This is a genomic window from Streptomyces sp. NPDC002490 (genome assembly GCF_040296045.1).
Taxonomy (GTDB): Bacteria; Actinomycetota; Actinomycetes; order Streptomycetales; family Streptomycetaceae; genus Streptomyces.
The window spans coordinates 83488-108796 of record NZ_JBEOWM010000015.1 but is presented as its reverse complement, the minus strand read 5'-3'; the positions used below and the strand labels follow the sequence as shown (position 1 = coordinate 108796).

Genomic DNA, 25309 nt, shown 5'->3' with positions numbered 1-25309 from the left:
CGGAACCCGCCCGCACCGCGCGTCGAGACGTCGGAGATCCACCCGAGGGGCTGCCCGCCCCGACCGCACCGTTCCCCGCCCGCCCCCGACCGGGGCGGGCCCGGCACCCCGGGCACCGGGGACGACCCCCACCGGAAAGGTTCGTTCGCATGACCGCCTCCCTGGGCCGCGGCCTGCTGCACCTGGCCGCCGCCGTCGACCTGGCCGACACCTACCGTCCGGAGCCCTACGCCGAACTGGTGCGGCTCGCGGAACGCGGTGCCCTCGACTTCGTCACCCTCGGCGACTCCTTCGCCCGCCCCGGCCCCGATGCGCTCGCCGTGCTCGCCCACGTCGCCCCGCTCACCGCGCGCGTCGGACTCGTCCCGACCGTGACCACCACCCACACCGAGCCCTTCCACGTCCAAGCGGCCGTGGCCAGCCTGGACTGGGTCAGCCGGGGACGGGCGGGCTGGCGCCCCGAGGTCTCCACCGGCGAGGGCGAGGCCCGGCTCTTCGGGCGTCGCGAGGCCGCCCACGCCCACCACCTGTGGCAGGAGGCCACCGAGGTCGCCGAGGTGTCCCGACGGCTGTGGGACAGCTGGGAGGACGACGCCGAGATCCGCTCCGTGGCGACCGGCAGGTTCGTCGACCGCGCCAAGCTGCACCACGTCGACTTCCAGGGCGCCTCCTTCTCGGTGAAGGGCCCCTCCATCGTGCCGCGCCCCCCGCAGGGCCACCCCGTCATCGTCGTCGACGCCACCGAGCCGGCCGCCCGGGACACCGCCGCCCGCCACGCCGAGGTCGCCCTGATCCGGGCGGTCGGCCCCGAGCAGAGCGAGGAACTGGGGGGCGAGCTGCGCGCCGCGGCTGCCGCCCACGGCCGGGACCCGGACGGCCTGCGGGTCCTCGCGGCCCTCACCGTCGACCTCGGCGAAGGGGAACGCGCCGCCGAACCGGGGCACGGCGGGGGCGGTCCGCGGCCCAGCCCCCGCGGACCGCTCTACCGGGGCGGCCCGGTGGACCTCGCCGACCTCCTCGCCACCTGGCACGGACGGGGGGCGGTCGACGGCTTCCACCTGACCCCCCTCGAACCGCGCCGAGACCTGGAGCGGCTGGTGAACGGCACGGTTCCGCTGCTCCAACACCGGGCCCTGTTCCGCACCTTCTATCCCGGCAGCACCCTGCGGGAACACCTGGGGCTCGCCCGCCCCGCCAACCGCTACGCCCCGGGGGTCCCCTCATGAGCCGGAGCCGCCGCCGGGCCCGGCGGCGCATCCACCTCGCCGCCCACTTCCCCGGCGTCAACAACACCACCGTCTGGTCCGATCCGCGCTCCGGCTCGCAGATCGACTTCGCCTCCTTCGAGCACCTGGCCAAGGTCGCCGAGGCGGGACTCTTCGACTTCTTCTTCCTCGCCGAAGGACTCCGGCTGCGCGAGCACAAGGGCGAGATCCACGACCTGGACGTGGTGGGCCGTCCCGAGTCGATCACCGTGCTCAACGCGCTCGCCGCCGTCACCGACCGGCTGGGGCTCGCGGCCACCGTGAACGCGACCTTCAACGAGCCCTTCGAACTCGCCCGACGACTGGCGACCCTGGACCACCTCAGCGGGGGCCGGGCGGCCTGGAACGTCGTCACCTCCTCGGACGCCTTCACCGGGCAGAACTTCCGTCGCGGCGGCTACCTCGACCGGGCCGACCGGTACACCAGGGCGGCCGAGTTCGTGGCCACCGCCCGCGAACTGTGGGACTCGTGGACCCCCGAGGGCACTCCCCGACCCTTCGCCCACCGTGGCGAGCAGTTCGACATCGAGGGCCGGTTCACCCTGCCGCGCTCCCCCCAGGGGCACCCCGTGGTGATCCAGGCCGGGGACTCCCCGGAGGGCCGCGAGTTCGCCGCCGCCACCGCGGACGTGGTCTTCAGCCGGCACGGCACCCCGGAGGCCGGCCGCGCCTTCTACGCCGACGTCAAGGACCGCCTCCGCCGGTACGGGCGGGAGCCGGAGGACCTGAAGATCATGCCGGGCGCCACCGTGGTCCTGGGGGACACCGAGGCCGAGGCCCGGGACCGCGCGGTCGAGATCCGGCGCCAGCAGATCTCCCCGCAGAACGCGATCAACACCCTGGAACAGATCTGGGGCGTGGACCTCTCCGCCCACGATCCCGACGGCCCCCTGCCCGCCTTCGACCCGGAACCCCGCTCCGGGCTGGCGCAGGGGCGCACGACGATGGGGGACCCCACGGCGATCGCCGCCGCGTGGCGCGCGCTCTCCGCGGCCGGGGGCCTGTCGATCCGGCAGACCGTGATCGAGGCGACCGCGCGGCAGTCCTTCGTGGGCACCCCCCACGCGGTGGCCGACGAACTCGTCGCGTTCGTGGACGGCCGCGCCGCGGACGGCTTCATCCTGGTGCCGCACCTCACCCCCGGCGGCCTGGACGAGTTCATCGCCCGGGTGGTCCCGTTGCTCCAGGAACGGGGTGCCTTCCGCACCGCGTACACCGGCCGCACCCTCCGCTCCCACCTGGGCCTGCCCGAGGCCCGCACCCGGACCGGACCACGGGCGGCGTGACGACACCCGGACGCCGCCGGGCCGCCGTGGGCCGACCGGCCCTCCGGCCGGTCGGCTTCCGGTCATTGCGGGTGGTGGCGCGCGTCCCCGAACGGCGCGTGCGCGGCGCAGGGCGGCGGGAGGTGCACCACCCCCGCGGCCCGGCGTCGCCCGCCCAGTCCGTCGGGTACGGCCGAAAGGTGCCCTTGTTCCACCCCGCCGGGTCTCGGAATACTCCCACCAGCGCTTGTCAGGAACACGGCATAGCGCCCTCACGGGCCCGCCACACCCCATGCGGGCCCCTGACGTCCCTCGGGAGGAACGATCACGTGAGGATCACGCGCACCGCACTCCGCCCCGGCATCCGCAGACGCACCCGTCTCGCCGCCGTCACCACCGGGTTGGCCACCGCCTTCGCCCTCGCAGCGCCCACGACCGGTTCCGCCGCCGCCCCGTCCGCCCACGACGCGGTGACCCTCGCCGAGGCCAGCAACTCCGTGCTCGAAGCGGACGTCGCGGGCACCGCCTGGAGCGTGGACCCGGCGAGCGGTCGGGTGGTGGTGACCGCGGACAGCACGGTCTCCGCGGCCGAGATCGCCACGATCAGACGGGCGGCCGGCGACTCCGCGGACGCGATCACCGTCACGCGCGTCAAGGGGAGGTTCGCCCCGCTGATCTCCGGCGGTGACGCCATCTACTCCGGCACCGGCCGCTGCTCCCTCGGCTTCAACGCCCGACGGGGCACGACCCAGTACTTCGTCACCGCGGGCCACTGCACGGACGGCGCCGGCACCTGGTACGGCAACTCCGCCCGCACCACCGTGCTCGGCACCACCGCCGGATCGAGCTTCCCCGGCGACGACTACGGCCTGGTCCGCTACACCAACGCCACCATCCCCAAGCCGAGCGCGGTCGGCAGCCAGACCATCACCCGGGCCGCCACCCCGACCGTGGGCACCACGGTCCACCGGCGCGGCTCCACCACGGGGCTGCGCAGCGGACGGGTCACCGCCCTCAACGCCACCGTCAACTACGGCGGCGGCCAGATCGTCCACGGGCTGATCCAGACCAACGTCTGTGCCGAACCCGGGGACTCCGGGGGTTCGCTGTACGCCGGGACCACCGCCTACGGCCTCACCTCCGGGGGCAGCGGCAACTGCACTTTCGGCGGGACGACCTTCTACCAGCCGGTCGTGGAGGCGCTCAACGCCTACGGCCTGACCATCGGTTGACCCCGGGCCGGCGGGAACGGGCCTCGGCGCCCGTCGCACCCGCCGGCCGGGCCGCGGGTCCGTGCCGGACGTTCTCCGGCGCGGGCCCGCGGCCTTCGGCGCCGCGGCCGCTCACGCGGTCGGGGCGGGCCGGCGCCGTAGCGAGGTCAGCAGGGTCACCACCGTGCCCGCGACGGCCCAGGCCGACAGCACCAACAGCGGGCCGGTGACGGCGTTGCCGTGGAAGTAGGCGACGGAACGGGCCGTCCAGGTGCCCGCGCCCGGGGGTAGGGCGGGACCGATGGCCTTCCAGAACGGGGGCAGCATCGGGGAGGGGAAGGCGCCGCCCGCGCTGGGGTTGCCCGCGATCACGACGAGGAGGATCGCGAGGCCGATGCCGACGATCCCGGTCAGCCCCTGGAGCGCCAGCGTCGCCGCGCCCACCGCGAAGGTCACCAGGGCGCCCAGGCCCCACAGGGCGAGGAGGCTGCCCGGCAGGGCGCCCAGGATCGGGCCGATGATCACCGCGCCGCCGAGCCCGCCGACCACGGAGGCCAGCGCCAGCGCACCCAACCGGATCACCGCGCGCTGCGGGTTGGCGGGACGCGCCCCCGCACTGATGGCGAGGATCGACGCGCACAGGTAGCCCCCGACGCACCAGCCGACCACCAGGTAGAACGACGACAAGCCCTCGAAGTCCTCGGGGGAGGCGGGGGCCACGTCCACGGTGCGCACCGTGCGCCCCTCGGCGGCGACCGCTTCGGTGATCAGCCCGACCAGGGTCGCGGAGAGCGCGGCGCCCCCGCCGGAGGCGACCAGCAGGGTGTCCGTGCGCCCGTCCGGGGCGACCACCAGGGCGCCGTCGACCTCCCGGTCCAGCACCTGGTGCCGGGCCTCGTCGGCGTCCGCCACCGTCCGCGGGTCCAGCGGTCCGCCGGGGAGCGCGGCCAGTCGGTCCGCCACGCGATCGGCGGCCGGTCCGGGCCCGGCCACCCCGAAGGGGACGTCCGTGGGCTTCGGGTCGTGCAGGGCTCCGACGTAGGAGGTGATGAAGAGCAGTTGCAGCGCGACCACGCCGATCACCAGCAGGGCGGCCCGCGGGGACACCGCGCTCTTCAACTCGTCGACGAAACGCATGCTTCCACGGTCCGGCCGGGCCGGCCCCGGCGCAGGCGGGGCACGGCCGAATGGCGGACCGCGGAAGCGGTGGGGTGCGCGCACGACGCCGTCGGGGCGGCGTGCGCCTGCGACTGGCGCGCGCCACCCCGACGGTGTGCACAGTGGTCTGCGGTCAGTGTCCGGAGCGAGGGGGTCGCCCCTCCTCGCTCCGGATCACCTGGCACCGGGTGGCCGCTTGCTCAGCGGCCACCCGATCCGGTAGCCATCCCAACCCCGGAGGTGGCCACCCGGCGCGACGGTCGTCCCTCAGCGACCGCTGCGACCGCCGCCCGTCGCCGCACGGCGGCGGGCGGAGGCGAAGAGACCGGCGGCACCGAGGCCGAGGACGGCCGCGCCACCGATCGCGATGTAGGTCGTGGAGCTGCTGCCGCCGGTCTCGGCCAGGTTCTCGGCGGAGCCGCCCTGGGCCTTGGCGCCGGCGTCGTCCTTGGGCGCGGTGCCCTGGGCGCCGCCGCTCTCCACGGCCGTCACGGAGCCGGGGCCGTCGTTGGCGGAGGCGTTGCCGACGGCACCGTCCTTGGCGCCGTGACCGCCGTGGCCCTCGGGCGACATGTCGCCCTTGCCGCCCTGCTCGACCGTCGACTGGTCGCGCTCCTGCTCGATCTGCTTGTCGGTGGGCGCGGAGGCGACCGGGGCGGGGGCCGGCCCGGCGGCGCTGTCCTTGCCGAAGACGACGTCGGAGCAGGTGTAGAACGCCTCGGGGGAGTCGGAGCGCTGGTACACCGAGTAGACCAGGTGGCGGCCGGAGCGCTCGGGAACGTTGCCGTCGAAGACGAACGAGCCGCTCTCCAGACGCGGGTTGGTCACCGTGGCGAAGGGCTGGGCCTCCAGGTCGGACCACTTGAGGGCCTTGGTCGGGTCGTAGCCGACCTTGGTGATGTACAGGTCGATGGTGCCCTTGTGGGGGGCGGTCACCCGGTACTTGAAGGTGTTGTTGCCGCTCTTGAACGGGGCGGCCGGCCAGTCGGCGCGCGGGGCGTCCAGCCCGGCGTACTTCGAGCGGTTGGCGCTGCACAGCTTCCCGTCCGGGATGATCTGGCGGTGCGCACCGGCCGCGTTGGCGATGTTCACCTCGTTCCAGTCGTACAGCGGCTGGGTGCCGCCGGCGGCGACGAGCGCCTTGCAGGCCGCGGAGTCGGGGGACTCGGGGCCCTCGGCGAAGCACGCGGAGATCCGGCTGACCGGGTCGCTCATGGAACCGTGGGCCGCGACCGGAGCAGCGGACAGCACGGTGAGAGCGAGCGGCGCGACACCGAGGGCGGCGATCGCGGCGGCCGTACGGCGAGCGGTCATGGGACGGTCTCCTCAAGTCTTGCTGAGCGGGGGGAACCCGGGAGTCGTGCGGGCGGTGCACGACCCCCGGGCAAGAGGAAAGCTAGTCGCTCCACCGCCTCGAAATCGCTGCCGAAGACCACTCCCGGTGATCTTTATGGCCCTCTTAAGGACACCATCGGGCTGCGCTGAGATCGCGCCCCGATACGCCCGAATCCTCACGGCGGGGGCACCCGTCGGTGCCGCGCGGGGGGAGCGGGGGAGCCGGGCGACGGGGTCGCTTCCACCGGCCCCCGCGGTCTTCTTCGCAGCTCAGGGTCGACTCGTCAGTGGGGCACGGCCGGTGGGGGGAAGGCGCGGACCCGCGGCGGCGGGTCGCGGCACACGGCCTCGACGGGTCACGGACGGGTGCGTCGGGGGCGCTCGATCCACTGGTAGCGGCGTTCGGGCCGGCCCGCGCCGCCGTAGCGCAGGGTCACCTCCACCCGACCGGTTTCGGTGAAGTACTCCAGGTAGCGCCGGGCGCTCACCCGGGACAGGGAACCCGCCCGCGCGCACTCCGAGGCCGACAGGCCCCCCGGATGCTCCCGCAGGGTCCGTTCCACCAGGTCCGCCGTGGGGGCGGCGAGCCCCTTGGGCAGTTGCTCGCGCGTGCCGGGAGGGCGGCTGCCGAAGAGTTCGTCCACGTCCTCCTGGCGCGCCTCGTCGAGGCCGGCGAGGCGGGCCCGCACGGCGGTGACGTGTCGCAGCTGCTCCTGGAGCGCGGTCCGTTCGAACGGCTTGATCAGGTAGTGCAGGGCGCCCGCCCGCAGCGCCGCGCGGACCGTTCCGGCGTCCCGGGCGGCCGTCACGAACAGAACGTCCACCGGAATCCGGTCCGGGTCGCGTTCCTCGGCCGTCCTGATGCCCCGTAGCACGCCGATGCCGTCCATGTCCGGCAGGTACACGTCGAGAAGGACGAGATCCGGCCGGAGAGCCTCCACGGAGCGCAACGCCTGCGTACCGTTGTGTGCAACCCCAACTACCGTGAATCCCATCATTTCGGACACGTACCGGCTGTGCAGTTTCGCGACCATGAAGTCGTCGTCCACCACCAGTACTTTCGTCACCGCCGCAGGCTAAACGCGTGAACACAAGGACCACAACGTCCGTTGGTTGCGGAAGGGAGACAGGCTCTTAACGCGCAGGCAACATGTGGGCCACCTCACAGATAAAAGTCGCGTGAGGAACCTACAAAAAGCCAATCTTGACGAACAGGTGGTGGCTCGCGTGCGCCTACGCACCCCTCTAGCCCTACTCGGTGCGGCGGTCCTGGTCATAGCAGTGCCGCCGCTGATCACGTCGGGAGACGAATCCGACACCGGCACCAACATCCCCGGTCTGCAGTTCATGGTCCCCAACACCCCCGGTGGCGGTTACGACATCACCGCGCGGACCATGGCCAAGAACGCCGAGGACGCCGGGCTCACCCACGGCATCGAGGTCTTCAACCTGCCCGGCGCGGGCGGCACCGTCGGCCTCGCCCGACTGGTCAGCGAGCACGGCAACGGGAAGCTCGCCATGTCGATGGGGCTCGGCGTGGTCGGTGCCGTCCGCTCCAACAACGCGCCGAAGACGCTCCAGGAGACCACCCCCATCGCGCGGCTCACCGAAGAGCAGGACGTGGTGGTCGTCTCGAAGGACTCCCCCTACAAGACCATCAACGAACTGGTCGACGCCTGGAAGGAGAAGCCCGGAAAGCTCCCCGTCGGCGGCGGCTCCTCGCCCGGCGGCCCCGACCACCTGGCGCCGATGCTGATGGCCCGTGCCGCCGGCATCGCCCCCAAGACCGTCAACTACATCCCCTTCGACGGCGGCGGCGAACTCCTCGCCTCCATCCTCGGCAACAAGGTCGCCTTCGGCGTCTCCGGCGTCGGCGAGTACCTCGACCAGATCAAGTCCGGCGAACTGCGCCTGCTCGCGGTCACCGGCCCCAAGCGGGTCCCCGGTCTCGACGCGCCCACCCTGCGCGAAGCCGGCTACGACATGGACTTCACCAACTGGCGCGGCATCGTGGCCCCGCCCGGGCTGTCCGACACCGAGCGCGACAAGCTCGTCGGTCTGATCGAGAAGCTGCACGCCTCCAAGGAGTGGAAGGAGTCCCTCAAGAAGAACGGCTGGGACGACGCCTTCCTCACCGGGGACAAGTTCGGCGACTTCCTCGAAGCCCAGGACAAGCGCGTCGGGTCCGTACTGAAGGAGCTGGGACTGTGACGACCAACGAGACCGGGCGTCCGACCCCCGCCGAGGAGGCCGTCGCCGGGCAGGAGCCGGGCCGCCGCTCCTGGCTGCGCGAGTACTCGGAACTCGGCGTCAGCGTGCTGCTGCTGGCACTCGGCGTCCTCGTCCTCACCGACGCCCTCACCATGGACGTCGACATCACCCAGCGCGGCCCCGTCGGGCCCAAGACCGTGCCGATCGCCGTCGGCATCGGGCTGCTGGTGATCGCCGTCCTGCTCGCCGTCGACGTCCTGCGCGGCGGTCACGGCGAGGCGGAGGGCGGCGAGGACATCGACCTCAGCGAACCGGCGGACTGGCGCACGGTCCTGCTGCTCGGCGGGGTCTTCCTCGCCACCGCGGTGCTCATCGAACCCCTCGGGTTCCCCATCGCCGGCGCCCTGCTCTTCTGGGGGTCGGCCTACGCCCTCGGCAGCCGGCACTTCCACCGCGATCCCGCGATCGCCGCGGTGCTGTCCGTCACCGCCTTCATCATCTTCGACCGCCTGCTCGGAGTTCCGCTGCCCGGCGGCCCCCTGATGGGAGTGCTGTGACATGGATGCCTTCAACTCCCTGATCGACGGGTTCGGCACCGCGCTCACCCCGATCAACCTGCTCTGGGCCGTCATCGGCGTGCTCCTGGGCACCGCCATCGGCGTGCTGCCCGGCATCGGCCCCGCCATGGCCGTCGCCCTGCTCCTGCCCGTCACCTACGGACTCGACCCCACGGGCGCGTTCATCATGTTCGCCGGCATCTACTACGGTGCGATGTTCGGCGGTTCCACCACCTCCATCCTGCTCAACACCCCCGGTGAGAGCGCGGCCGTCGTGGCGGCCATGGAGGGCAACCCGATGGCCAAGTCGGGGCGGGGCGCACAGGCCCTCGCCGCCGCGGCCATCGGCCACTTCACCGGCGGCCTGATCGGCACCCTGCTGCTGGTCGCCCTCGCCCCCGTGGTCGCCGACCTCGCCGTCGACATCGGCGCCCCGGACTACTTCGCCATCATGGTCCTGGCCTTCATCGCCGTGACCTCGGTCCTCGGTTCCTCCCGCATCCGCGGCCTGGCCTCCCTGCTCATCGGTCTCACCATCGGCCTCGTCGGCCTCGACGGCATGACCGGCCAGCAGCGCCTCACCTTCGACAGCCTGCACCTCGCCGACGGCATCGACGTCGTGATCGTCGCGGTCGGGCTCTTCGCGATCGGCGAGGCCCTCTGGGTCGCCGCCCACCTGCGCCGCGGCGGCAGCGAGGCGGTCCCGGTCGGCCGCCCCTGGCTCGCTCGCGAGGACGTCAAGCGCACCTGGAAGCCCTGGCTGCGCGGTCCGTTCATCGGCTTCCCGTTCGGCGCGATCCCCGCCGGCGGCGCCGAGATCCCGACCTTCCTGTCGTACGTCACCGAGAAGAAGCTGTCCAAGCACCCGAAGGAATGGGGCAAGGGCGCCATCGAGGGCGTCGCCGGTCCGGAGTCGGCCGCCTCGGCCTCCGCCGCCGGAACGCTCGGCTCCATGCTCACCCTCGGCCTGCCCACCACCGCCGTCGCCGCGGTGATGCTCGCAGCCTTCCAGCAGTACGGCATCCAGCCCGGCCCGCTCCTGTTCGAGCGCGAGCCCGACCTGGTGTGGGGCCTCATCGCCTCCCTCTTCGTCGGCATGGTGCTGCTGCTCGCCCTCAACCTGCCGCTCGCCCCGGTGTGGGCCAAGCTGCTGCGCATCCCCCGCCCCTACCTCTACTCCGGCATCCTGTTCTTCGCCGCGCTGGGCGCCTACGCGGTGGGCGGCGAGTCGCTGGACCTGGTGATCCTGCTGATCGTCGGTCTCCTCGGGTTCGGCATGCGCCGCTACGGCCTGCCGGTGCTGCCGGCGGTCATCGGCGTCATCCTCGGCCCGAACGCCGAGCAGCAGCTGCGCCGCGCCCTCCAGATCAGCGACGGCAGCGTCAGCGGACTGGTCAACACGCCGTTCTCGGTGACGGTCTACGCGATCATCCTGCTGATCCTGGTCTGGCCGCTGATCAGCATGCTGGTCCTGCGCCGCAAGGCCGCCCCCGTCGCCGTCGCCCCCGCGGCGCAGAAGGTGCCGGCCGGCGTCGGCGCCAAGGCCGAGCGTCCGGACGACGAGGAGACCGCGACCGACGCCCCCGCGGCGGACGGCACGGACGGACCCGAGGGCCGCTCCGAGGCCCCCGACGAGCCGGACGGACCCGGCGGGAAGGGAAGCGCGTGACGGCGTGATCGGTACGGGGCACCCCGTGCACCCGGACATCCGCCGGGCGACCCCGGCCGACACGGCTGCGGTGCGGTCCGTGACGGAGGCCGCCTACGCGCCCTACGTCGAACGCATCGGCCGGCGCCCCGCTCCGATGGAGGCCGACCACGCGGCGCTGCTCGCCGCGGGGCGGGTCTTCGTGACCGGAGAGCCGGTACGCGGACTGGTGGTCCTCGTCCCCCATGAGGACCACCTGTCCCTCGACAGCGTCGCCGTCCACCCGGACGCGCAGGGCGGAGGCACGGGACGCCGACTGCTCCACTTCGTCGACGCCCACGCCCGTCGTCTCGGGCTCCCCGAGATACGTCTCCACACCCACGCGCTGATGTGGGAGAACCAGAAGATCTACCCGCGCTACGGGTATGCGTTCATGGGCCGCATGATGGACGGCGCCTACGACCGCTACCACTACCGCAAACGGTTCGACTGAAAGGGAAGGGCCCGCCACCGCCCACTGCGGTGTCGGGCCCTTCCGTCGTGCGCCGCGGTGCTCAGCCCTCGGGCCACCAGGCGCGACGGACGTCCTTGCGGATCTCCGGGCGCTCCCGGACCGGTACGAGTGCGGGGTCGTCGCTGTCCTCCCGCCGCCCGCGGCGGGTGTCGGTCCTGCTCGGCGTCTTCTGCACGGTCACTCGGCGCATGACTGCCTCCTCGGGGACTACCCCTTCCCGCGATCGGGTGGGTCTAGACCCATGACGGGAGGGTGACCGACCCACCGGTCCGTTGTCAGTGGCCGAGGTCACCGCAACGCTCCGGCGCGATCCGCGCGGCGGGAACGGGTCGGTCGGGTCGGTGCCCCGGGCGAGCCGGTCGAGGTGGTCCAGGGCCGCCACCGCCCGCCGCGCCGCCACCGGGTCGGACTCCGTGAGTCCGCTGGCCGCGAACTCGTCCTCGTCCAGCCGCAGGACGACCGTGCGGTCCGCCGACACCCACAGGTCCAGGTCCAGGTCCGTCACCACGAGCTCCCCGGCCCGGACGACGGCGGGGCGGGTCACGTCGCAGTACCAGCCCTTGAGCACCCCCGCGCCGGTGCGCACCTCCTTCACGGCGTACCACCGGGTGCGCCAGTAGTGCTCGGTGAACACGTCACCGGGCTCGAAGCGCACGAAGCCGAAGTCCCGCACCCCCGGGGCCGCCCACGGCGCCCGGACGCTCACCCGGTCCCCGTCGTCGGCGAGCACCTCGGCCGGATAGCGGATCTTGGTGCGGCCCGCCTTCACCAGGACGACCTCCACCCCCTCAGCCGAGTTCCCGGACACAGCGCACCTCGCCTCCGCAGTCGGCGTACCCCAACCGGGCGTTGACCGCGAGCATCGGGACGTTGCCGGCGTCGTTGCCGGTGAACGCCTCGGTCAGCCCCGCCGCCCGGGCGCGGTGCAGGGAGTCGCTCTTGACCAGCGAGGCCAGTCCGCGGCCCCGGTGCGCGCGGGCGGTGCCCGTCATGCCCGTCAGATAGCGGGCGGTCCCGTCGGTGCGGGCGGCGGTGAACGCCACCGGCTCGCCGTCGACCACCGCGATCGTGCTCAACTCCCGGTTCAGCAGAGGGTGGTTCCAGGTCTCCCTGAGCCACTGCGGGTAGTCGGCGAAGCCGGCGTCCACATCACCGGGTTCGTCCGCGGCGCACCCGGCGTCCAGGTCGAACACCGGGCGCGGGTCGTCGGCGAAGTCCTCGGCGGTGCGCAGCTCCACCCCGTCCGGCAGCGGGAGCGGGGCCGGCAGCGCGGCGAGGTCCAACCGAAGGAAGCGCGCGCTCCGACCGGGCCGGTAGCCGCGGCGCTCGGCGAAGGCCCGGTGCCCCGGCTCGTCCACCACCCAGGCGTACGCCGCCTCGGCACCGACCTCGACGAGGTGCTCCTCGGCGGCCCGGGAGAGCAGGGTGCCGGCGCCCAGACCGCGGTGGTCGGGGTGGACGTGGACGTTCGCGAAGCCCTGGCCCGGCCGGGACGCCTCGTGGGCGACGCCCACCTGGGCGGTGCCGATGACCTCCCCGTTCCGTTCGGCCACCAGCGGGCGGTAGTGCATGTCGGGATGGGCCTCGGCGAAGTGGAAGGCCACCGACTCGGCCGTGACGAGCAGGAACGGGAGGGCGGCGCGGCGTACCAGGGCGTAGCCCTCGGCGTCCGCGGGCTCGAAGGGACGTACGACGATGCTCATGGCGGCACGCTAGGTCGCCCCGCCCCGGCACCGCCTCCGGTTTTCCAGGCGCCCGGACCCGGATCGCGCTCCCGCCGCTCCGCCGCCGGGTCGGCACCTCGCCGGTGGGTCAGAATCGGGGGGTGACGTTGACGATCGTGATCGACCCGGCCGGGGGGAGCGCCCCCTTCGAACAGCTCCGTGCGCAGATCGCGGACCAGGCGCGCTCCGGGGCGCTGCCGACCGGCTACAAGCTGCCCACCGTCCGGGGCCTCGCCCAGGAGCTGGGGCTCGCGGCGAACACCGTGGCGAAGGCGTACCGGGCGTTGGAGGGCGACGGGGTCATCGAGACCCGGGGCCGGCACGGTTCGTACGTCGCCGCGGCGGGCGACGCCGCCAGTCGGGAGACCGCCGCGGCCGCCCGGGCGTACGCGGAGCGGGCGCAGCGGCTGGGCGTACCCGAGTCGGAGGCGTTGCGCGCGGTCCGCGAGGCGCTGCGGGCGGCCTACGGGCGGTGACCGGGTCGCGGGGGAGCGGTCAGCGGTACAGGTCAACGAGTCGGGCGAGATGACGCCCGGCGATCTCCAGCGGGGTGCTGCTCCGGGAGACCTGGGCCGCCAGTTCCGCCCCCTCCAGGGTGCTGATCACCGTGTGCGCCAGTTCTTCGGCGACCTCCTCGGCGAACCCGGCCGCGCGCAGCCGTGCGGCGACCAGCGCGCGCCAGCGGGCGAAGGCGCGGGCCGCCGCCTCCTGGATGTCGGGTGCCCGCCCCGCGGTGCCCAGCGCCGTGGAGGTCACCGGGCACCCCTCCACCCAGTCGGAGTTCCGCAACCCGGCGGCCAGGCCGTTCGCACAGTGGACGAGGGCCTCGGCGGGGTCCGTCGAGGCGTCGAGCCAGCGGGCCAGTTCATCGGCGAACTCCTGCTCGCCGTACCGGATCGCGGCGACCGCCACCTCCTGCTTGCCGCCGGGGAAGAAGTGGTAGACGGAGCCGAGGGTGGCCGTCGCCTCCTGTGAGATCTGCTTGATGCCGGTGCCGTCGTAGCCCTGGCGCTGCATCAGGTGGGAGGCCGCCCGGACGATCCGTTCCCGGGTGCCGAGTTCCGCCGCGGTCGCGCCCCTGTCGGCGCGCGCCGCCTCCGTTGGGTCATCGCTGGTCTTCACGCCCCGAGTGTATCGAGTAGAACGTTCGTTTTAGAGCCTGCTAGGGTCCTCTCTAGATAGAGCGCTCGTTCTAGAGCACTCCATCGGCTCCGCCGTGCGGGCACGGCACCCACCCCCCGAGAGGACTTGGCATGGGCAAGCAGGCAGTCACCCTGATCGGACTCGGCCCGATGGGGCAGGCCATGGGCCGGGCGTTCCTGGCGCAGGGACATCCGCTGACGGTGTGGAACCGCAGCCCGGGCCGGGCCGACGAGCTCGTCGCGGCGGGTGCCGTGCGCGCCCCCGACGTCGAGGCGGCCTTCGCGGCCAACGAACTGGTCGTGCTGAGCCTCACGGACTACGAGGCCGTCCACGCGGTGCTCGGGCAGGCCGGGGCGGCGCTCGCGGGCCGGGTGGTCGTCAACCTCAGCTCCGACACCCCCGAACGCGCCCGCGAGGCCGCCGCCCGGGTCGCCGAACGGGGTGGAACCCATCTGACCGGAGGGGTCCGCACCCCGCCGTCCGGGGTGGGCGACCCCGCTTCCGCCACCTTCTACAGCGGCCCCCGCGACGCCTTCGAACGGCACCGGTCCACCCTGGAGGTGCTGACCGGCACGGACTTCCGCGGGGAGGACCCCGGCCGGGCGGCACTCCTCTACCAACTCCAGATGACCGTCTTCTGGACCACCATGCTGAGCTGGCTCCAGGCGGTGGCGCTGGCCGATGCCCACGGCCTCACCGCCGAGGAGGTGCTGCCCCTCGCCAAGGAGACCGCCGACATCGGGCAGTTCGTGGACTTCTACACCCCGCGGATCCACCGGGGCGAACACCCCGGCGACGTCGACCGGCTCGCCATGGGCGTCGCCAGCGTCGAGCACGTGCTCCACACGGTGCGCGACGCGGGCGTCGACACCACCCTCCCGGCCGCCGTGCACCGGGTCTTCGCCCGGGGACTCGCGGCCGGGCACGGCGCCGACGGCTTCACCAGCCTGCTGGAGGTGATCAGGAAGGCGGCCTGAGCCGGCGTCGGGTCCGGGGCCCGCGCGCCGCCCCGGACCGCCGTGGTCCGTCCATCGCCCGCCACTCGGGCCGCAGCCCGGTGAGCGTGGTGGTCAGGAAGTACAGCGCGCCGCCGGCCACCAGGGCGGGCGCCAGTCCCACGGCGCCGACCGCCGCTCCCGCGAGCAGCCCGCCGAAGGGGATCCCCGCCCACGCCAGGGCGTGGACCAGGGCGCTCACCCGTCCGAGCAGCGGCCGGGGCACCCGCTCGTAGCGCAGGGCGCCGAGGATCGGGTTGAGGAAGCCGCTGCCGAAGCCGTCGAGGACGAAGACCGCCACCACCAGCCACATCGGCGCCCCCGCCGCCAACACCAGGAACCGAGGCGCCCCCGCGCAGAGGAACCCGGTGAAGAACACCGCCCGCCGGGGCAGCCGGTGGGCGATGCCCGCCGCGACCAGCCCGGCCGCCACGGACGCCGCACCACCCACCGTGCCGAGCAGGCCCACCGTCGCCGGGCCGTGGCCCGAGGCGAGGGCCCAGACCGGCAGCAACACGGTCAGGAATCCGGTGGCCAACAGGTTGGTGACGCCGATCATCGCGGAGAGCGCGAGCAGCAGCCGGTCCCCCCGGAGGAACGCGTACCCCTGCCCGAACCGTCGCCAGTACCCCTGCGGCGGATCGTCGAACGCACCCGGCGCCGTCCCCCCGGCACCCCGCCCCAGGTCGTGCGGCAGGGCCACCGCGACCACCAGCGAACCCGCCGCGAAGCACAGGGCGTTCACCCCGAGGCCGGTCAACGGGCCGACCGCAGCGACCAGCACGCCCCCGAGCGCGGGCCCCAGGGTGCCCGCCGTCCGCTCGATCGCCCCGGCCAGCCCGGCGGCCCGCTCCAGGGGCACCGCTCCCCGCTCCGCGGCTTCGGGGACCAGGACCTCCTTGGCCAGGTCCCCGGGCCCGCGCGCCGCTCCGATCACCGCGACCAGCACCAGCAGCACCCCCATCGACAGGTGCCCGGCCGCGTGCAGCAGCGGGACCGCCGCCGCGGCGGCGGCGCTCACCAGGTCCGTGGTCCAGGACACGGTGCGCGGACCGGCCCGGCCCACCAGCGGCCCGCTGAACGCCTTCACCACCACGTACGGGGCCATCTCGGCGAAGGCCACCAGCCCGGCTCCGGTGGCGCTGCCGGTGGTGGCGAGGGTGAACCACGGCAGGGCGATCGCGGAGATCCTCGTCCCGGTGAGCGAGACCGCCAGGGCCGCCAGCACCCCGCCGAGCGGTCCGTGGCCGGACACCCGGGCTTACAGGTACAGGCCGGCGTCCGCGCCGCCGCGCGGGGCCGGCACCTCGGCCGGTCCGCCGCCCCGGCGCAGCGCGAACAGCTCGGCCAGGGTGGCCCCGTCCCGGCCGACGCCCTCGCCGGTGCCGAGCCACTCCACCGCCTCCGGCCGGGTCAACGGACCCACCTCGACCCGGGCGAGGCAGCGACCGGGGCGGACCACCGCCGGGTGCAGTCGCTCCAGGTCCTCGTTGGTGGTGATCCCCACGAGCACGTTGCGGCCCTGGCCGAGCAGTCCGTCGGTCAGGTTCAGCAGGCGCGACAGCGCCTGCCCCGCCGAGTGCTTGGCGCCGCCGCGGATCAACTCGTCGCAGTCCTCCAGGAGCAGCAGCCGCCAGCGCCCCTTCTCCGTCCCCTCGTCCTCGCCGATGGCGATGTCCATGAGGTAGCCGACGTCGGAGAACAGCCGCTCCGGGTCGAGCACGCAGTCCACCTGGCACCACCGGCGCCAGGCACGGGCCAGGGTCCGCAGCGCCGAGGTCTTGCCGGTGCCCGGGGGGCCGTGCAGGAGCAGCAGCCGGCCGGTGACGTCCTCGGCGGTCATCTTCATCAGCCCGTCCATGGCCAGGGCCACCGGCGCCGTGTAGTTGGCCCGGGCCTCCTCCCAGGTCAGGGCGGAGATCTGACGGGTGGTGCGGTGCGGCCCGCGGCGCGGCGACACGTACCAGAAGCCCATCGGCACCGTCTCCGGCTGCGGCTCGGGTTCGTCGGCCGCGCCTTCGGTCGCCAGGCCCAGCACCCGGTCCGCCAACTCGGCGCTGGTGGCGGTCACCGACACGTCGGCGCCCTGTCGCCAGCGGGAGGTGAGCAGGGTCCACCCCTCGCCCACCGCGAGGGTGTTGCGCCGGTTGTCGTCGCGCGCGGAGCGCACCACGGTGGCCCCGGGCGGGAGCAGCGTGGCCTCGGCGCGCACCCGTTCGATGGCGGTGCGCCGGGCGAACGGTTCCTCGCCGGTGGTGAACCGTCCCAGGAAGAGTGCGTCCAGGACGTCCGGCGGGCCGTCCTCGTCGTTGAGGGAGAGCCGGATCGGTACGGCGGTCGCGAGCGGATCCGGGGCGGCGAGGGCCGGGCGGTCCTCGGGGGACGGGTGCGTCGGGGTGGCCTCCCGCATCACGGGCGTGGCAGACATGGCCGTCATGATCCGGCACCCCCGGCGAGCGGCGCATCCGGGTTTTCGGGGGCCGCCGGCCCCGTCGACGGCCTGTGGTCCTCGGCGGCGGCCGGGGTGCGGGTGGCGGGACGGGGGGTCGTGCGGGGTGGTGCCGGAGAGCGCAGGCGCGTGTACGGAGGCGTCACGCGACACATGCGCCGCAACACGCTTCCACACCACCTTCCTGATGGTGCGTTGTCGGGAAAAAGGCGGAAGAAAATGAAGTGCCCGGAGAGTCGCTGGCGGTCGTCCAGGGAATGAAACCGGCACGTATGTCATGAACATTTCCAACGGTGCGGCCCCGTCCGCCCGCTCGGTCCGCCGGTCCGGCCGCACCGTCATGGAGACCCCGTTCAAGGGAGGTTCCGTGCGAGATCCCCGACTCGCCCCCCACCGGGCCGTTCTCACCTCGCTCCTCGTCGCCGTCGGCCTGACCCTGGGCGGCGCCGCGCCCGTCCAGGGGGCGCCCCGGGCCGCAGCCTCCGGCTACGTGGCCCTCGGCGACTCCTACTCCTCCGGTCTGGGCGCCGGTGCGTACGAGGGGGCCAGCGGCTCCTGCAAGCGCACCCCGCGGGCCTACCCGGCGCTGTGGGCGGCCGCCAACTCCCCCTCGTCCTTCCACTTCACCGCCTGCGCCAACGCCCGCACCGGTGACGTCCTGGACGGGCAGCTCGCCCCGCTCGGCCGCTCCACCGGACTGGTCAGCCTCACGGTCGGCGGCAACGACGCGGGTTTCGCCGACGTCATGAGCACCTGCGTCACCCGCTCCGAGAGCGCCTGTCTGTCCCGGATCGCCACCGCCCGCGCCTACGTCGACTCGACCCTTCCCGGTCGGCTCGACGAGCTCTACCGTGCGATCGCCGACCGGGCGCCCGCCGCCGAGGTGGTCGTCCTCGGCTACCCCCGCTTCTACCAGCTCGACGGGCGGTGCGTCGCGGGCCTCTCGGAACGGGAGCGCTCCGGCATCAACTCCGCGGCCGACCACCTCAACCGGGCCCTCGCCAAGCGCGCGGCCGACCACGGCTTCACCTTCGCCGGCGTCGCCGGGCGGTTCGCCGGGCACGAGATCTGTTCCGGCGACTCCTGGCTGCACAGCGTCAAGCTGCTGAACGTCAGCGAGTCGTACCACCCCAAGGCCAGCGGCCAGTCACGCGGCTACCTGCCGGCCCTGGACGCGGTCGCCTGACCGGGCGGCGCCCCGGCGGGTCCCCGGACCCGCCGGTCAGCGGAGCACCAGCACCAGCACCAGTGCGGCCACCAGGAGGACGAGCACCGCCGCCCCCGCCGCCGCGAGGGCACGACCGTCCCGGCCCGCCGGGACGGCGCCCGGCGCGACGGGCACCGCAGCCGGGGCGGGGGAGTGGCCCGCCGCCTCCCCGCCCGCCGCGTCCGCGGCCTCCGCCGGCATCCCGGCCGCGGAGTTCCCGGACGGCTCGCGTCGTCCCCCGGCGGCGACGGTGCGCAGGTCCCGCAGCGCCCCGGCCGCCGACAGCCGTGCCGCCGGGTCCTTGCGCAACAACCCGGTGACGACCGGTTCCAGCGCGTCGGCGCACCGCATCGGGGGCGGTTCCTCGTCCACCACCGCCCGCAGCGTGTCCGCGACGGTCTCCCGGCGGAACGGGGAGCGGCCCTCCACCGCCTCGTACAACAGCACCCCGAGCGACCACAGGTCCGATTCCGGGCTCGACACCCTGCCCAGCGCCCGCTCGGGCGCCAGGAACCCGGGCGAACCGGTGATCTCGCTCGCCCGGGTCAGCGCCGACACGCCCTCCGCGGTCGCGATGCCCACGTCGGAGAGCATCACCCGGCCGTCGTTGGCGAGCAGCACGTTGGCCGGCTTCACGTCCCGGTGCAGCACCCCCACCTCGTGGGCGGCGCGCAGCGCGGCCAGCACCTCGACGCCGATCGCGGCCACCCGCCGCACCGGCAGCCGCCCCTCGGTGGCCAGCACCTCCGACAGGGCGAGCCCCCGGACCAGCTCCATCACGATCCACGGACGACGCCCCTGGACCACCACGTCGTGGACCGCGACCACCCGGGGGTGGGAGATGCGGGCCGCCGCCCAGGCCCCCCGCTCCACCCGGGCGTACAGCCGGGCCGCGTCCGTCGCGCTCGAACCGGCGGGCGCCCGCACCTCCTTGACGGCCACGTCCCGGCGCAGCGCCTCGTCCCGGGCCGACCACACCGTGGCGGTACTGCCCTCGCCGATCCGGGCGGACAGCCGGTAGCGCCCGCTGAGCAGGGGCGGGGGCCCGTCCGGCCCGCTGCGGTCCGCGCGGTCCGGTCCTCCGTCCCCGCCGTGTGCACCGTTCGGTTCCCCGGTCATCCGCGTCCCCCTTCGCCGCGTCCGATGCCCACCAGATACCCGGTGGGGGTGCCCGTGACCCTCCCCAAGGCCCGACGGTCCGGCGGGTCGGGGGCACGGCCGCGGTCGTGCGCCGGAGGGGACGCGCGGCGTACGGGTGACCTCCGGGTCACGTGTCAACGCCTACGCCCCATGGGCGAATCGTCCGGGTGGGATACCGGGGTGTCGTCCTGGGGGGATAGGGTTAACCTGCCCGGGCCGGGTGCCCTCGTACGGGTGGGGAGAGAAATGGAACAGATGACAGTCCGCAGCAGGGCGCGCGTCCCTGCGATCACCTGCGGAAGCAGCGCGACCAGTTCGCGCCTCGACCGTCACCTCGCGGTGCTCGGCGGCCCCGCGGTGCCGCAGCGCGAGGCGGCCGAGGCCACCTCGCTGATGCGGGAGCTGACGACACGCGGCACCGCCCGCGAGACCGGCGGCCGCGAGGCCCGGATGCGACGGGTGTCGCTCTTCGCCCCGCTGCGCCGGCTCCGCCGTTCGCTCTTCGGCAGTCACTGACGGCGGACGGCGGCCGGGTGCCGCCGTCCGCGTCCACTGCCCGTTCCCCGGGCGGAGCGCCGCTCCGCCCGTTCCGCACGGCGTCGTGTCGGCCCTCCCCAGCCGACCCGCCGCCCCGGCGGGCGCTCAGGCGGGCGGGTGCGCGTCCAGGCTGACGGTGAACGAGAACCGGTCGCCCCGGTAGTGGATGACGGCGAGGTCCAGGACCCGGCCGTCCTCGTCGTGGATCACGCCCGTGTAGTGCAGGATCGGGCTCAGTAGCGGTACGTCCAGCAGCCGGGCGGTGTCCGGGTCGGCGAGCCGGGCCTCGACCGTGTCGGTGATCCGACCGATGTGCGCCCCCGCCACGTCCCGCAGCACCTTGGTCATGGGCCAGCGTTCCAAGTCCGCGGGGTCCATCCGCTCGGCCAGCTCCGGGCGCACGTAGTTGCGCGCGTGGTTGGTGGGTTCACCGGTCGTCTCGTCGGCGCGCAGCCGGTGGTAGGTCGCCACCTCCGTGAGGTCCGGGAACAGCTCCGCGTACGGGTGCGGGACCGGTACCCGTCCGTGGTCGAGGAGACGGGTGGTCATGCCCGACTGCTGGGCCACGATCGCGTCCACCGAGCCGAGCAGCCGCACCGGAGCACCCCGCCGGGCAGCCGGTTCGATGAAGGTGCCCCGCCGTCTGTGGCGGCTGATCAGACCCTCGTCCTCCAACTCCTTGAGGGCTTGCCGCATGGTGAGCACGCTCACGCCGTAGTGTCCGGCCAGCTGTTCCTCGGTGGGCAGCCGCAGCGGTGCCTCGGGCGCCCGTCCGAGTATCGAGGCACGCAACGACTGCGACACCTGGTACCACAGCGGCAGTTTGCGATTCAGGACGATCGAGTCCGGGGCGAAAGCGGTCACGACTTCTCCGAATCGTTCGGTGCGGGGCCCGAGCCTGCGTGCGGCGCTCGGGACCTTCCGCCCGCGGTCTGTCAGCGGCCCCGTCAGGGGCGCCGGAAATGGCGCTCCAGACCTTGCCACACATCGTCGTAGCCGCGCTGGAGGTGGTCCGCCCCGGCGGCCTGGGCGGTGGTGAGGACGGGCCAGCGGGTCTCGAACATGAAGGCCAGGCCGTCGTCGACGCGCTGCGGCACCAGGTCGGCGGCGCTCGCCCGGTCGAAGGTCTCCCGGTCGGGGCCGTGCGCCGACATCATGGTGTGCAGGGAGCCCCCGCCGGCGACGAACCCGCCCTCGCCCCCGGACTTGGCGTCGTACGCCCCCTCGATCAGCCCCATGTACTCGCTCATGACGTTCCGGTGGAAGTACGGCGGCCGGAAGGTGTCCTCGCCCACCAGCCAACGCGGTGCGAACACCACGAAGTCCACCGCCGCCAGTCCCGGGGTGTCGGACGGGGAGGTGAGCACGGTGAAGATCGACGGGTCCGGGTGGTCGTAGCTGATCGAGCCCATCACGTTGAAGGCGCGCAGGTCGTAGACGTACGGGGCGTGCGTGCCGTGCCAGGCCACCACGTCCAGCGGGGAGTGGTCGTAGGTCGCGGTCCACAGGTGGCCGCAGAACTTGTTCACCACCTCCACCGGCCCCTCGATCTCCTCGAACGCCGCGACCGGCGCCCGGAAGTCCCGCGCGTTGGCGAGGCCGTTCGCCCCGATGGGACCGCGCTCGGGGAGCTGGAAGGGGCGGCCGTAGTTCTCGCACACGTACCCCCGCGCGGTGGGGGTCCCGCCCCCGGGTCCGGGGTCCAGCGGCTCCACCCGGAAGCGGACGCCCCGGGGGATCAGCACGACCTCGCCGGGGCGGGCGGCGAGCAGGCCCAGTTCGGTGCGCAGCAGCAGCCCGCCGCGCTCGGGGACGATGAGCAGCTCGCCGTCCGAGTTGCCGAACACCCGGTTGGTCATGGGGGCGTTGGCGTGGTACAGGTGGACGGCCATGCCGGTCCGGGCGGTCGCGTCGCCGTTGCCGCCGAGGGTCCACAGGCCGGCCAGGAAGTCGGTGCCGGGAGCGGGCTCGGGCAGCGGGTCCCAGCGCAGCCGGTTCGGGTCGGGGACCGTCTCGGTGAACGGTGCCGTGCGCAGGGACCCCGAGTCGGTCCGGGTGAAGGCGGGGTGCGCGGCGGACGGGCGCACCCGGTAGAGCCAGCTGCGCCGGTTGTCGGCGCGGGGCTCGGTGAAGGCGCTTCCGCTCAGCTGTTCCGCGTACAGGCCGAGCGGGGCGCGCTGGGGCGAGTTGCGCCCGAGCGGCAGGGCGCCCGGGACGGCCTCGGTGCTGTGCTCGTTGCCGAAACCGGTCGCATAGGTCAGGCTCTCGGCGGTCTTCCGGGCGGCGTCACCGCTCATCGGGGCTCCCTCGTCAACTATTCCTCTGTATCACCGTAGGATTCGGCTCCCCTCGGCGCAAGGGGCGCGCCGGGGGGAGCCGTCCGTGCGGAGGCCGCCGGGCGGACCGCTCCGGAGCGGCCCGCCAACGAGGAGGGGGCGCGGGGGACTTGCCCGCCGGGAGCGGGACCCGGGTGAAGAGGGAGAAGGGACTCCCACTGGTCCATACCAGTCGGTATGCTCACCCCGAGCGCTTCCGTGCCGAATGCCGTCACGCACCATGGAGTCCCCATGCCGTCAGCGCCCTTGGCGTCCGCCGCCTCCCCGGTGCCCGGGGACAGACGGACCGCACTGCGGGTCTGCCCGCTGTGCGAGGCCACCTGCGGGCTGGCCCTCACCATCGAGGGCACCGCCGTCGTCCGGGCCTGCGGCGACCGCGAGGACGTGTTCAGCCACGGCTTCATCTGCCCCGAGGGCGCCCTGTTCGGCGACGTCGACGGCGACCCCGACCGACTCGCCCGACCGCTGGTGCGCAAGGGCGGCCGGCTCGTCGAGACCGGCTGGCCGGAGGCGTTCGACGCGGTCGCCGCCGGGCTGGGACCCGTGGTCGAGGAGTACGGACCCGATGCCGTGGGCGTGGTCCTCGGCAACGCCGGCGTGCACACCGTCGCCGGCGTCCTCTACCCGCCGCTCCTGGTCAACGGCATCGGCACCCGCAGCCTGTTCACCACCGCCACCCTCGACCAGATGCCCAGGCACGTCTCCAGCGGGCTGCTCTTCGGCGACCCCCACGCCATCCCCGTGCCCGACCTGGACCGCACCGACCACCTGCTGCTGCTGGGCGCCGACCCGGTCGAGTCCCACGGCAGCCTCTGCACCGCCCCGGACTTCCCCGGCCGGCTGGAGGCCCTGCGGGCCCGCGGCGGCACCCTCACCGTCGTGGATCCGCGCCGCACCCGCACCGCCCGCCTCGCCGACCGGCACGTCCCCATCCGCCCCGGCACCGACGCCCTGCTGCTGGCCGCGATGGCGAACGTCCTGTTCGCCGAGGACCTCGTCCGGCTGCGCCACCTCGCGCCCCACGTCACCCAGGTGCCCGCCCTCGGCCAGGCGCTGGTGGAGTTCACCCCGGAGGCCGTCAGCCCCGCCTGTGACGTGCCCGCCGACACCATTCGCACCCTCGCCCGGGAACTGGTCGCCGCCCCCACCGCCGCCGTATACGGTCGCATCGGCTCCGGCACCGTCCTCTTCGGTACGCTCGCCGGTTGGCTCGGCGACGTCCTCAACGTGCTCACCGGCAACCTCGACCGTCCCGGCGGGGTGCTCTTCCCGCGGTCCGCCACCGACCGGCCGCCGCGCCCCGTCGGACCCGGCCGCGGCTTCCCCCTCGGCCGCTGGCGCAGCCGGGTCAGCGGTCACCCCGAGGTCAAGGGCGAGCTGCCGCTCGCCGCCCTGGCCGAGGAGATCGACACCCCGGGCGAGGGGGTGCCCGGCGGGCTCGGCGGCGGTCCGCTGCGGGCCCTGATCACCAGCGCCGCCAACCCCGTGCCGTCCGCACCCGACGGCGACCGGCTGGACCGGGCGCTCGCCCGGCTGGACTTCATGGTCAGCGTGGACCCCTACCTCAACGAGACCACCCGCCACGCCCATGTGGTGCTGCCCCCGCCCCGGCCCTCCCGCTCGCCGCACTACGACTTCGCCTTCAACATGCTGGCCGTGCGCAACCAGGCACGCTACAGCCGGCCCGCCGTCCCCCTGGACGAGGGCGCGATGGCCGAGACGGAGATCCACGCCCGACTGGTGCTCGCCGCCACCGGACGCCACGGCACCGACCCGGCCGAACTGGACGCGCTCGTCGTCCGGCACGCCCTCGGACAGGCCGTGTCCGACCCCGCCGGCCCCGTGCACGGCCGCGATCCGCAGGCGCTCGCCGAGGAACTGGACGGCCTGTGCGGCGCCGAGCGCCGCCTGGACCTGATGCTCCGCCTCGGCCCCTACGGGGACGGCTTCGGCGCCCGCGCCGGCGGCCTCACCCTGCGCCGGCTCCTCGACGCCCCGCACGGCATCGACCTGGGCCCGCTGCGTCCCAGGCTCCCGCAGCCGCTGGCCACCCGCAGCGGACGCATCGAGCTGCTCCCCGCCCCGATCGCGGCCGACCTCACCCGGCTCGCCCTGGCCCGCCACGACCGCCCCGGCGGTTTCGTCCTGGTCGGTCGACGCCCGCCGGGGTCCGGGGGCGACGCCCCCGGACGCGCCCTGCACGTCCACCCCGAGGACGCGCGCACCCTGGGCCTGACCGCGCGCGACCGGGTGCGGATCACCGGCTCCGGGGGCGAGGTCACCGCCCCCGTGGAGATCACCGACGCGGTGCGCCCCGGAGTGGTCAGCCTGCCGCGCGGCGGGACCGGCACCCCGTTGCGGATCACCGCCGCAAACTCCGAGGTCAGCGTCAACCGTCTGCTCGACGGAAGCCTGCTCGACCCGTTGTCCGGGACCGCCGTGCTGGACGCCGTCCCGGTGCGGCTCGCCGTCATCCGCCTGTGACCTGGACTTTCGCGCTTATTGCTCGCATGTCAACATCTTGTTAACTCAATCCCGCGCGACCTAACGTCTCGCTGACCGCAGGCCCTGGTGTGAGAGCCACACGGTTCAAGGGCGAACGTTAGGTAAACAC

The 25309-nt window shown here is 74.0% G+C and carries 21 protein-coding genes and 2 pseudogenes; 12 read left to right on the top strand and 11 right to left on the bottom strand.

From position 1 onward, the window contains the following. The first annotated feature begins 149 nt into the window (after window positions 1–149). The 3 genes from ABT092_RS12445 (at window position 150) to ABT092_RS12435 (ending at window position 3762) form a co-directional block, all read left to right on the top strand. A complete protein-coding gene (locus ABT092_RS12445; RefSeq protein ID WP_351242767.1) occupies window positions 150–1226 on the top strand; it encodes an LLM class flavin-dependent oxidoreductase in 1077 nt (358 codons plus the stop codon). Then, the gene (locus ABT092_RS12440; protein ID WP_351242765.1) at window positions 1223–2551 is read left to right on the top strand and encodes an NtaA/DmoA family FMN-dependent monooxygenase; all 1329 of its coding nucleotides are present in this window, start codon (window positions 1223–1225) and stop codon (window positions 2549–2551) included. The genes ABT092_RS12445 and ABT092_RS12440 overlap by 4 nt, the downstream gene beginning before the upstream one ends. Window positions 2552–2859: 308 nt before the next feature. Then, the gene (locus tag ABT092_RS12435) at window positions 2860–3762 is read left to right on the top strand and encodes a S1 family peptidase (RefSeq protein ID WP_351242763.1); all 903 of its coding nucleotides are present in this window, start codon (window positions 2860–2862) and stop codon (window positions 3760–3762) included. A 111-nt stretch (window positions 3763–3873) separates the two neighbouring features. Here the strand turns inward: ABT092_RS12435 and ABT092_RS12430 are convergent, their stop codons facing one another. The 3 genes from ABT092_RS12430 to ABT092_RS12420 form a co-directional block, all read right to left on the bottom strand. Next, window positions 3874–4878 (bottom strand): DUF3533 domain-containing protein, encoded by a 1005-nt coding sequence (locus tag ABT092_RS12430; RefSeq protein WP_351242761.1) that lies wholly within the window; start codon window positions 4876–4878, stop codon window positions 3874–3876. 288 nt (window positions 4879–5166) lie between these two features. Then, window positions 5167–6213, bottom strand: a complete 1047-nt coding sequence (locus ABT092_RS12425) for a lytic polysaccharide monooxygenase (protein WP_351242759.1) — start codon at window positions 6211–6213, stop codon at window positions 5167–5169. Window positions 6214–6590: 377 nt separating this feature from the next. Then, window positions 6591–7301 (bottom strand): response regulator, encoded by a 711-nt coding sequence (locus ABT092_RS12420; RefSeq protein WP_351242757.1) that lies wholly within the window; start codon window positions 7299–7301, stop codon window positions 6591–6593. Between the two features lie 160 nt (window positions 7302–7461). Between ABT092_RS12420 and ABT092_RS12415 the strand changes: the two genes are divergently transcribed. From ABT092_RS12415 to ABT092_RS12400, 4 genes and pseudogenes are all read left to right on the top strand, one after another. Beyond that, on the top strand, window positions 7462–8445 hold the full coding sequence (locus ABT092_RS12415) for a Bug family tripartite tricarboxylate transporter substrate binding protein (RefSeq protein WP_351242755.1): 984 nt from the start codon (window positions 7462–7464) through the stop codon (window positions 8443–8445). After that, the gene (locus ABT092_RS12410) at window positions 8442–9002 is read left to right on the top strand and encodes a tripartite tricarboxylate transporter TctB family protein (protein WP_445400004.1); all 561 of its coding nucleotides are present in this window, start codon (window positions 8442–8444) and stop codon (window positions 9000–9002) included. Before ABT092_RS12415 ends, ABT092_RS12410 begins: the two co-directional genes overlap by 4 nt. Window position 9003: 1 nt before the next feature. Further along, window positions 9004–10488: pseudogene (locus ABT092_RS12405) on the top strand (tripartite tricarboxylate transporter permease); the annotation flags it as partial. A gap of 187 nt (window positions 10489–10675) precedes the next feature. Further along, window positions 10676–11143: a GNAT family N-acetyltransferase gene (locus ABT092_RS12400; protein ID WP_351242751.1), complete on the top strand. Its 468-nt coding sequence runs from the start codon at window positions 10676–10678 to the stop codon at window positions 11141–11143. Window positions 11144–11507: 364 nt separating this feature from the next. Here the strand turns inward: ABT092_RS12400 and ABT092_RS12395 are convergent. Then, window positions 11508–11972 (bottom strand): annotated as a pseudogene (locus ABT092_RS12395) (ribonuclease FAU-1 family protein); the annotation flags it as partial. Beyond that, window positions 11953–12867, bottom strand: a complete 915-nt coding sequence (locus ABT092_RS12390) for a GNAT family N-acetyltransferase (RefSeq protein WP_351242749.1) — start codon at window positions 12865–12867, stop codon at window positions 11953–11955. The pseudogene ABT092_RS12395 and the gene ABT092_RS12390, both read right to left, overlap by 20 nt. 122 nt (window positions 12868–12989) lie before the next feature. On the opposite strand from ABT092_RS12390, the gene ABT092_RS12385 reads away from it, so the two are divergent. Next, on the top strand, window positions 12990–13364 hold the full coding sequence (locus tag ABT092_RS12385; RefSeq protein WP_351242747.1) for a GntR family transcriptional regulator: 375 nt from the start codon (window positions 12990–12992) through the stop codon (window positions 13362–13364). 19 nt (window positions 13365–13383) lie between these two features. On the opposite strand, the gene ABT092_RS12380 is transcribed toward ABT092_RS12385, so the two are convergent. Beyond that, window positions 13384–14010 carry a TetR/AcrR family transcriptional regulator gene (locus tag ABT092_RS12380; RefSeq protein ID WP_451361596.1) on the bottom strand — a complete coding sequence of 209 codons (627 nt, stop codon included), beginning with the start codon at window positions 14008–14010 and terminating at the stop codon, window positions 13384–13386. Between the two features lie 131 nt (window positions 14011–14141). Here ABT092_RS12380 and ABT092_RS12375 point away from each other — a divergent pair, with 131 nt between their 5' ends. After that, window positions 14142–15008, top strand: coding sequence for an NAD(P)-dependent oxidoreductase (locus tag ABT092_RS12375; protein ID WP_351242745.1), 867 nt, complete (start codon window positions 14142–14144; stop codon window positions 15006–15008). Here the strand turns inward: ABT092_RS12375 and ABT092_RS12370 are convergent. Beyond that, entirely contained in the window at window positions 14992–16281 is a 1290-nt protein-coding gene (locus tag ABT092_RS12370) for an MFS transporter (RefSeq protein ID WP_351242743.1), read from the bottom strand. The genes ABT092_RS12375 and ABT092_RS12370 overlap by 17 nt on opposite strands. A gap of 6 nt (window positions 16282–16287) precedes the next feature. After that, window positions 16288–17436 (bottom strand): DUF5925 domain-containing protein, encoded by a 1149-nt coding sequence (locus ABT092_RS12365; protein WP_351242839.1) that lies wholly within the window; start codon window positions 17434–17436, stop codon window positions 16288–16290. Between the two features lie 406 nt (window positions 17437–17842). Here ABT092_RS12365 and ABT092_RS12360 point away from each other — a divergent pair, with 406 nt between their 5' ends. Next, window positions 17843–18661: an SGNH/GDSL hydrolase family protein gene (locus tag ABT092_RS12360; RefSeq protein WP_351242741.1), complete on the top strand. Its 819-nt coding sequence runs from the start codon at window positions 17843–17845 to the stop codon at window positions 18659–18661. A gap of 36 nt (window positions 18662–18697) precedes the next feature. Here the strand turns inward: ABT092_RS12360 and ABT092_RS12355 are convergent, their stop codons facing one another. Next, window positions 18698–19801: a serine/threonine-protein kinase gene (locus tag ABT092_RS12355; RefSeq protein WP_502968428.1), complete on the bottom strand. Its 1104-nt coding sequence runs from the start codon at window positions 19799–19801 to the stop codon at window positions 18698–18700. A 267-nt stretch (window positions 19802–20068) separates the two neighbouring features. Here ABT092_RS12355 and ABT092_RS12350 point away from each other — a divergent pair, with 267 nt between their 5' ends. Beyond that, window positions 20069–20338 carry a hypothetical protein gene (locus ABT092_RS12350; protein ID WP_351242739.1) on the top strand — a complete coding sequence of 90 codons (270 nt, stop codon included), beginning with the start codon at window positions 20069–20071 and terminating at the stop codon, window positions 20336–20338. Between the two features lie 126 nt (window positions 20339–20464). Here ABT092_RS12350 and ABT092_RS12345 read toward each other — a convergent pair whose 3' ends face one another. Together ABT092_RS12345 and hmgA are read right to left on the bottom strand one after the other, a co-directional pair. Beyond that, complete coding sequence (locus ABT092_RS12345; RefSeq protein WP_351242737.1) at window positions 20465–21223, bottom strand: GntR family transcriptional regulator; 759 nt, start codon at window positions 21221–21223, stop codon at window positions 20465–20467. An 83-nt stretch (window positions 21224–21306) separates the two neighbouring features. Continuing rightward, window positions 21307–22656: a homogentisate 1,2-dioxygenase gene (gene hmgA / locus ABT092_RS12340; RefSeq protein WP_351242736.1), complete on the bottom strand. Its 1350-nt coding sequence runs from the start codon at window positions 22654–22656 to the stop codon at window positions 21307–21309. 270 nt (window positions 22657–22926) lie between these two features. Between hmgA and ABT092_RS12335 the strand changes: the two genes are divergently transcribed. Continuing rightward, window positions 22927–25179 (top strand): molybdopterin-dependent oxidoreductase, encoded by a 2253-nt coding sequence (locus tag ABT092_RS12335; RefSeq protein WP_351242734.1) that lies wholly within the window; start codon window positions 22927–22929, stop codon window positions 25177–25179. The last annotated feature ends 130 nt before the right edge of the window (window positions 25180–25309 follow it).

Bases quoted from the DNA above. Each gene is read 5' to 3' on its own strand.
- ABT092_RS12445 (WP_351242767.1), top strand. From the start codon at position 150: ATGACCGCCTCCCTGGGCCGCGGCCTGCTGCACCTGGCCGCCGCCGTC.
- ABT092_RS12440 (WP_351242765.1), top strand. From the start codon at position 1,223: ATGAGCCGGAGCCGCCGCCGGGCCCGGCGGCGCATCCACCTCGCCGCC.
- ABT092_RS12430 (WP_351242761.1), bottom strand. From the start codon at position 4,878: ATGCGTTTCGTCGACGAGTTGAAGAGCGCGGTGTCCCCGCGGGCCGCC.
- ABT092_RS12425 (WP_351242759.1), bottom strand. From the start codon at position 6,213: ATGACCGCTCGCCGTACGGCCGCCGCGATCGCCGCCCTCGGTGTCGCG.
- ABT092_RS12390 (WP_351242749.1), bottom strand. From the start codon at position 12,867: ATGAGCATCGTCGTACGTCCCTTCGAGCCCGCGGACGCCGAGGGCTAC.
- ABT092_RS12375 (WP_351242745.1), top strand. From the start codon at position 14,142: ATGGGCAAGCAGGCAGTCACCCTGATCGGACTCGGCCCGATGGGGCAG.
- ABT092_RS12365 (WP_351242839.1), bottom strand. From the start codon at position 17,436: ATGCGGGAGGCCACCCCGACGCACCCGTCCCCCGAGGACCGCCCGGCC.
- ABT092_RS12355 (WP_502968428.1), bottom strand. From the start codon at position 19,801: ATGACCGGGGAACCGAACGGTGCACACGGCGGGGACGGAGGACCGGAC.
- ABT092_RS12350 (WP_351242739.1), top strand. From the start codon at position 20,069: ATGGAACAGATGACAGTCCGCAGCAGGGCGCGCGTCCCTGCGATCACC.
- hmgA (WP_351242736.1), bottom strand. From the start codon at position 22,656: ATGAGCGGTGACGCCGCCCGGAAGACCGCCGAGAGCCTGACCTATGCG.
- ABT092_RS12335 (WP_351242734.1), top strand. From the start codon at position 22,927: ATGCCGTCAGCGCCCTTGGCGTCCGCCGCCTCCCCGGTGCCCGGGGAC.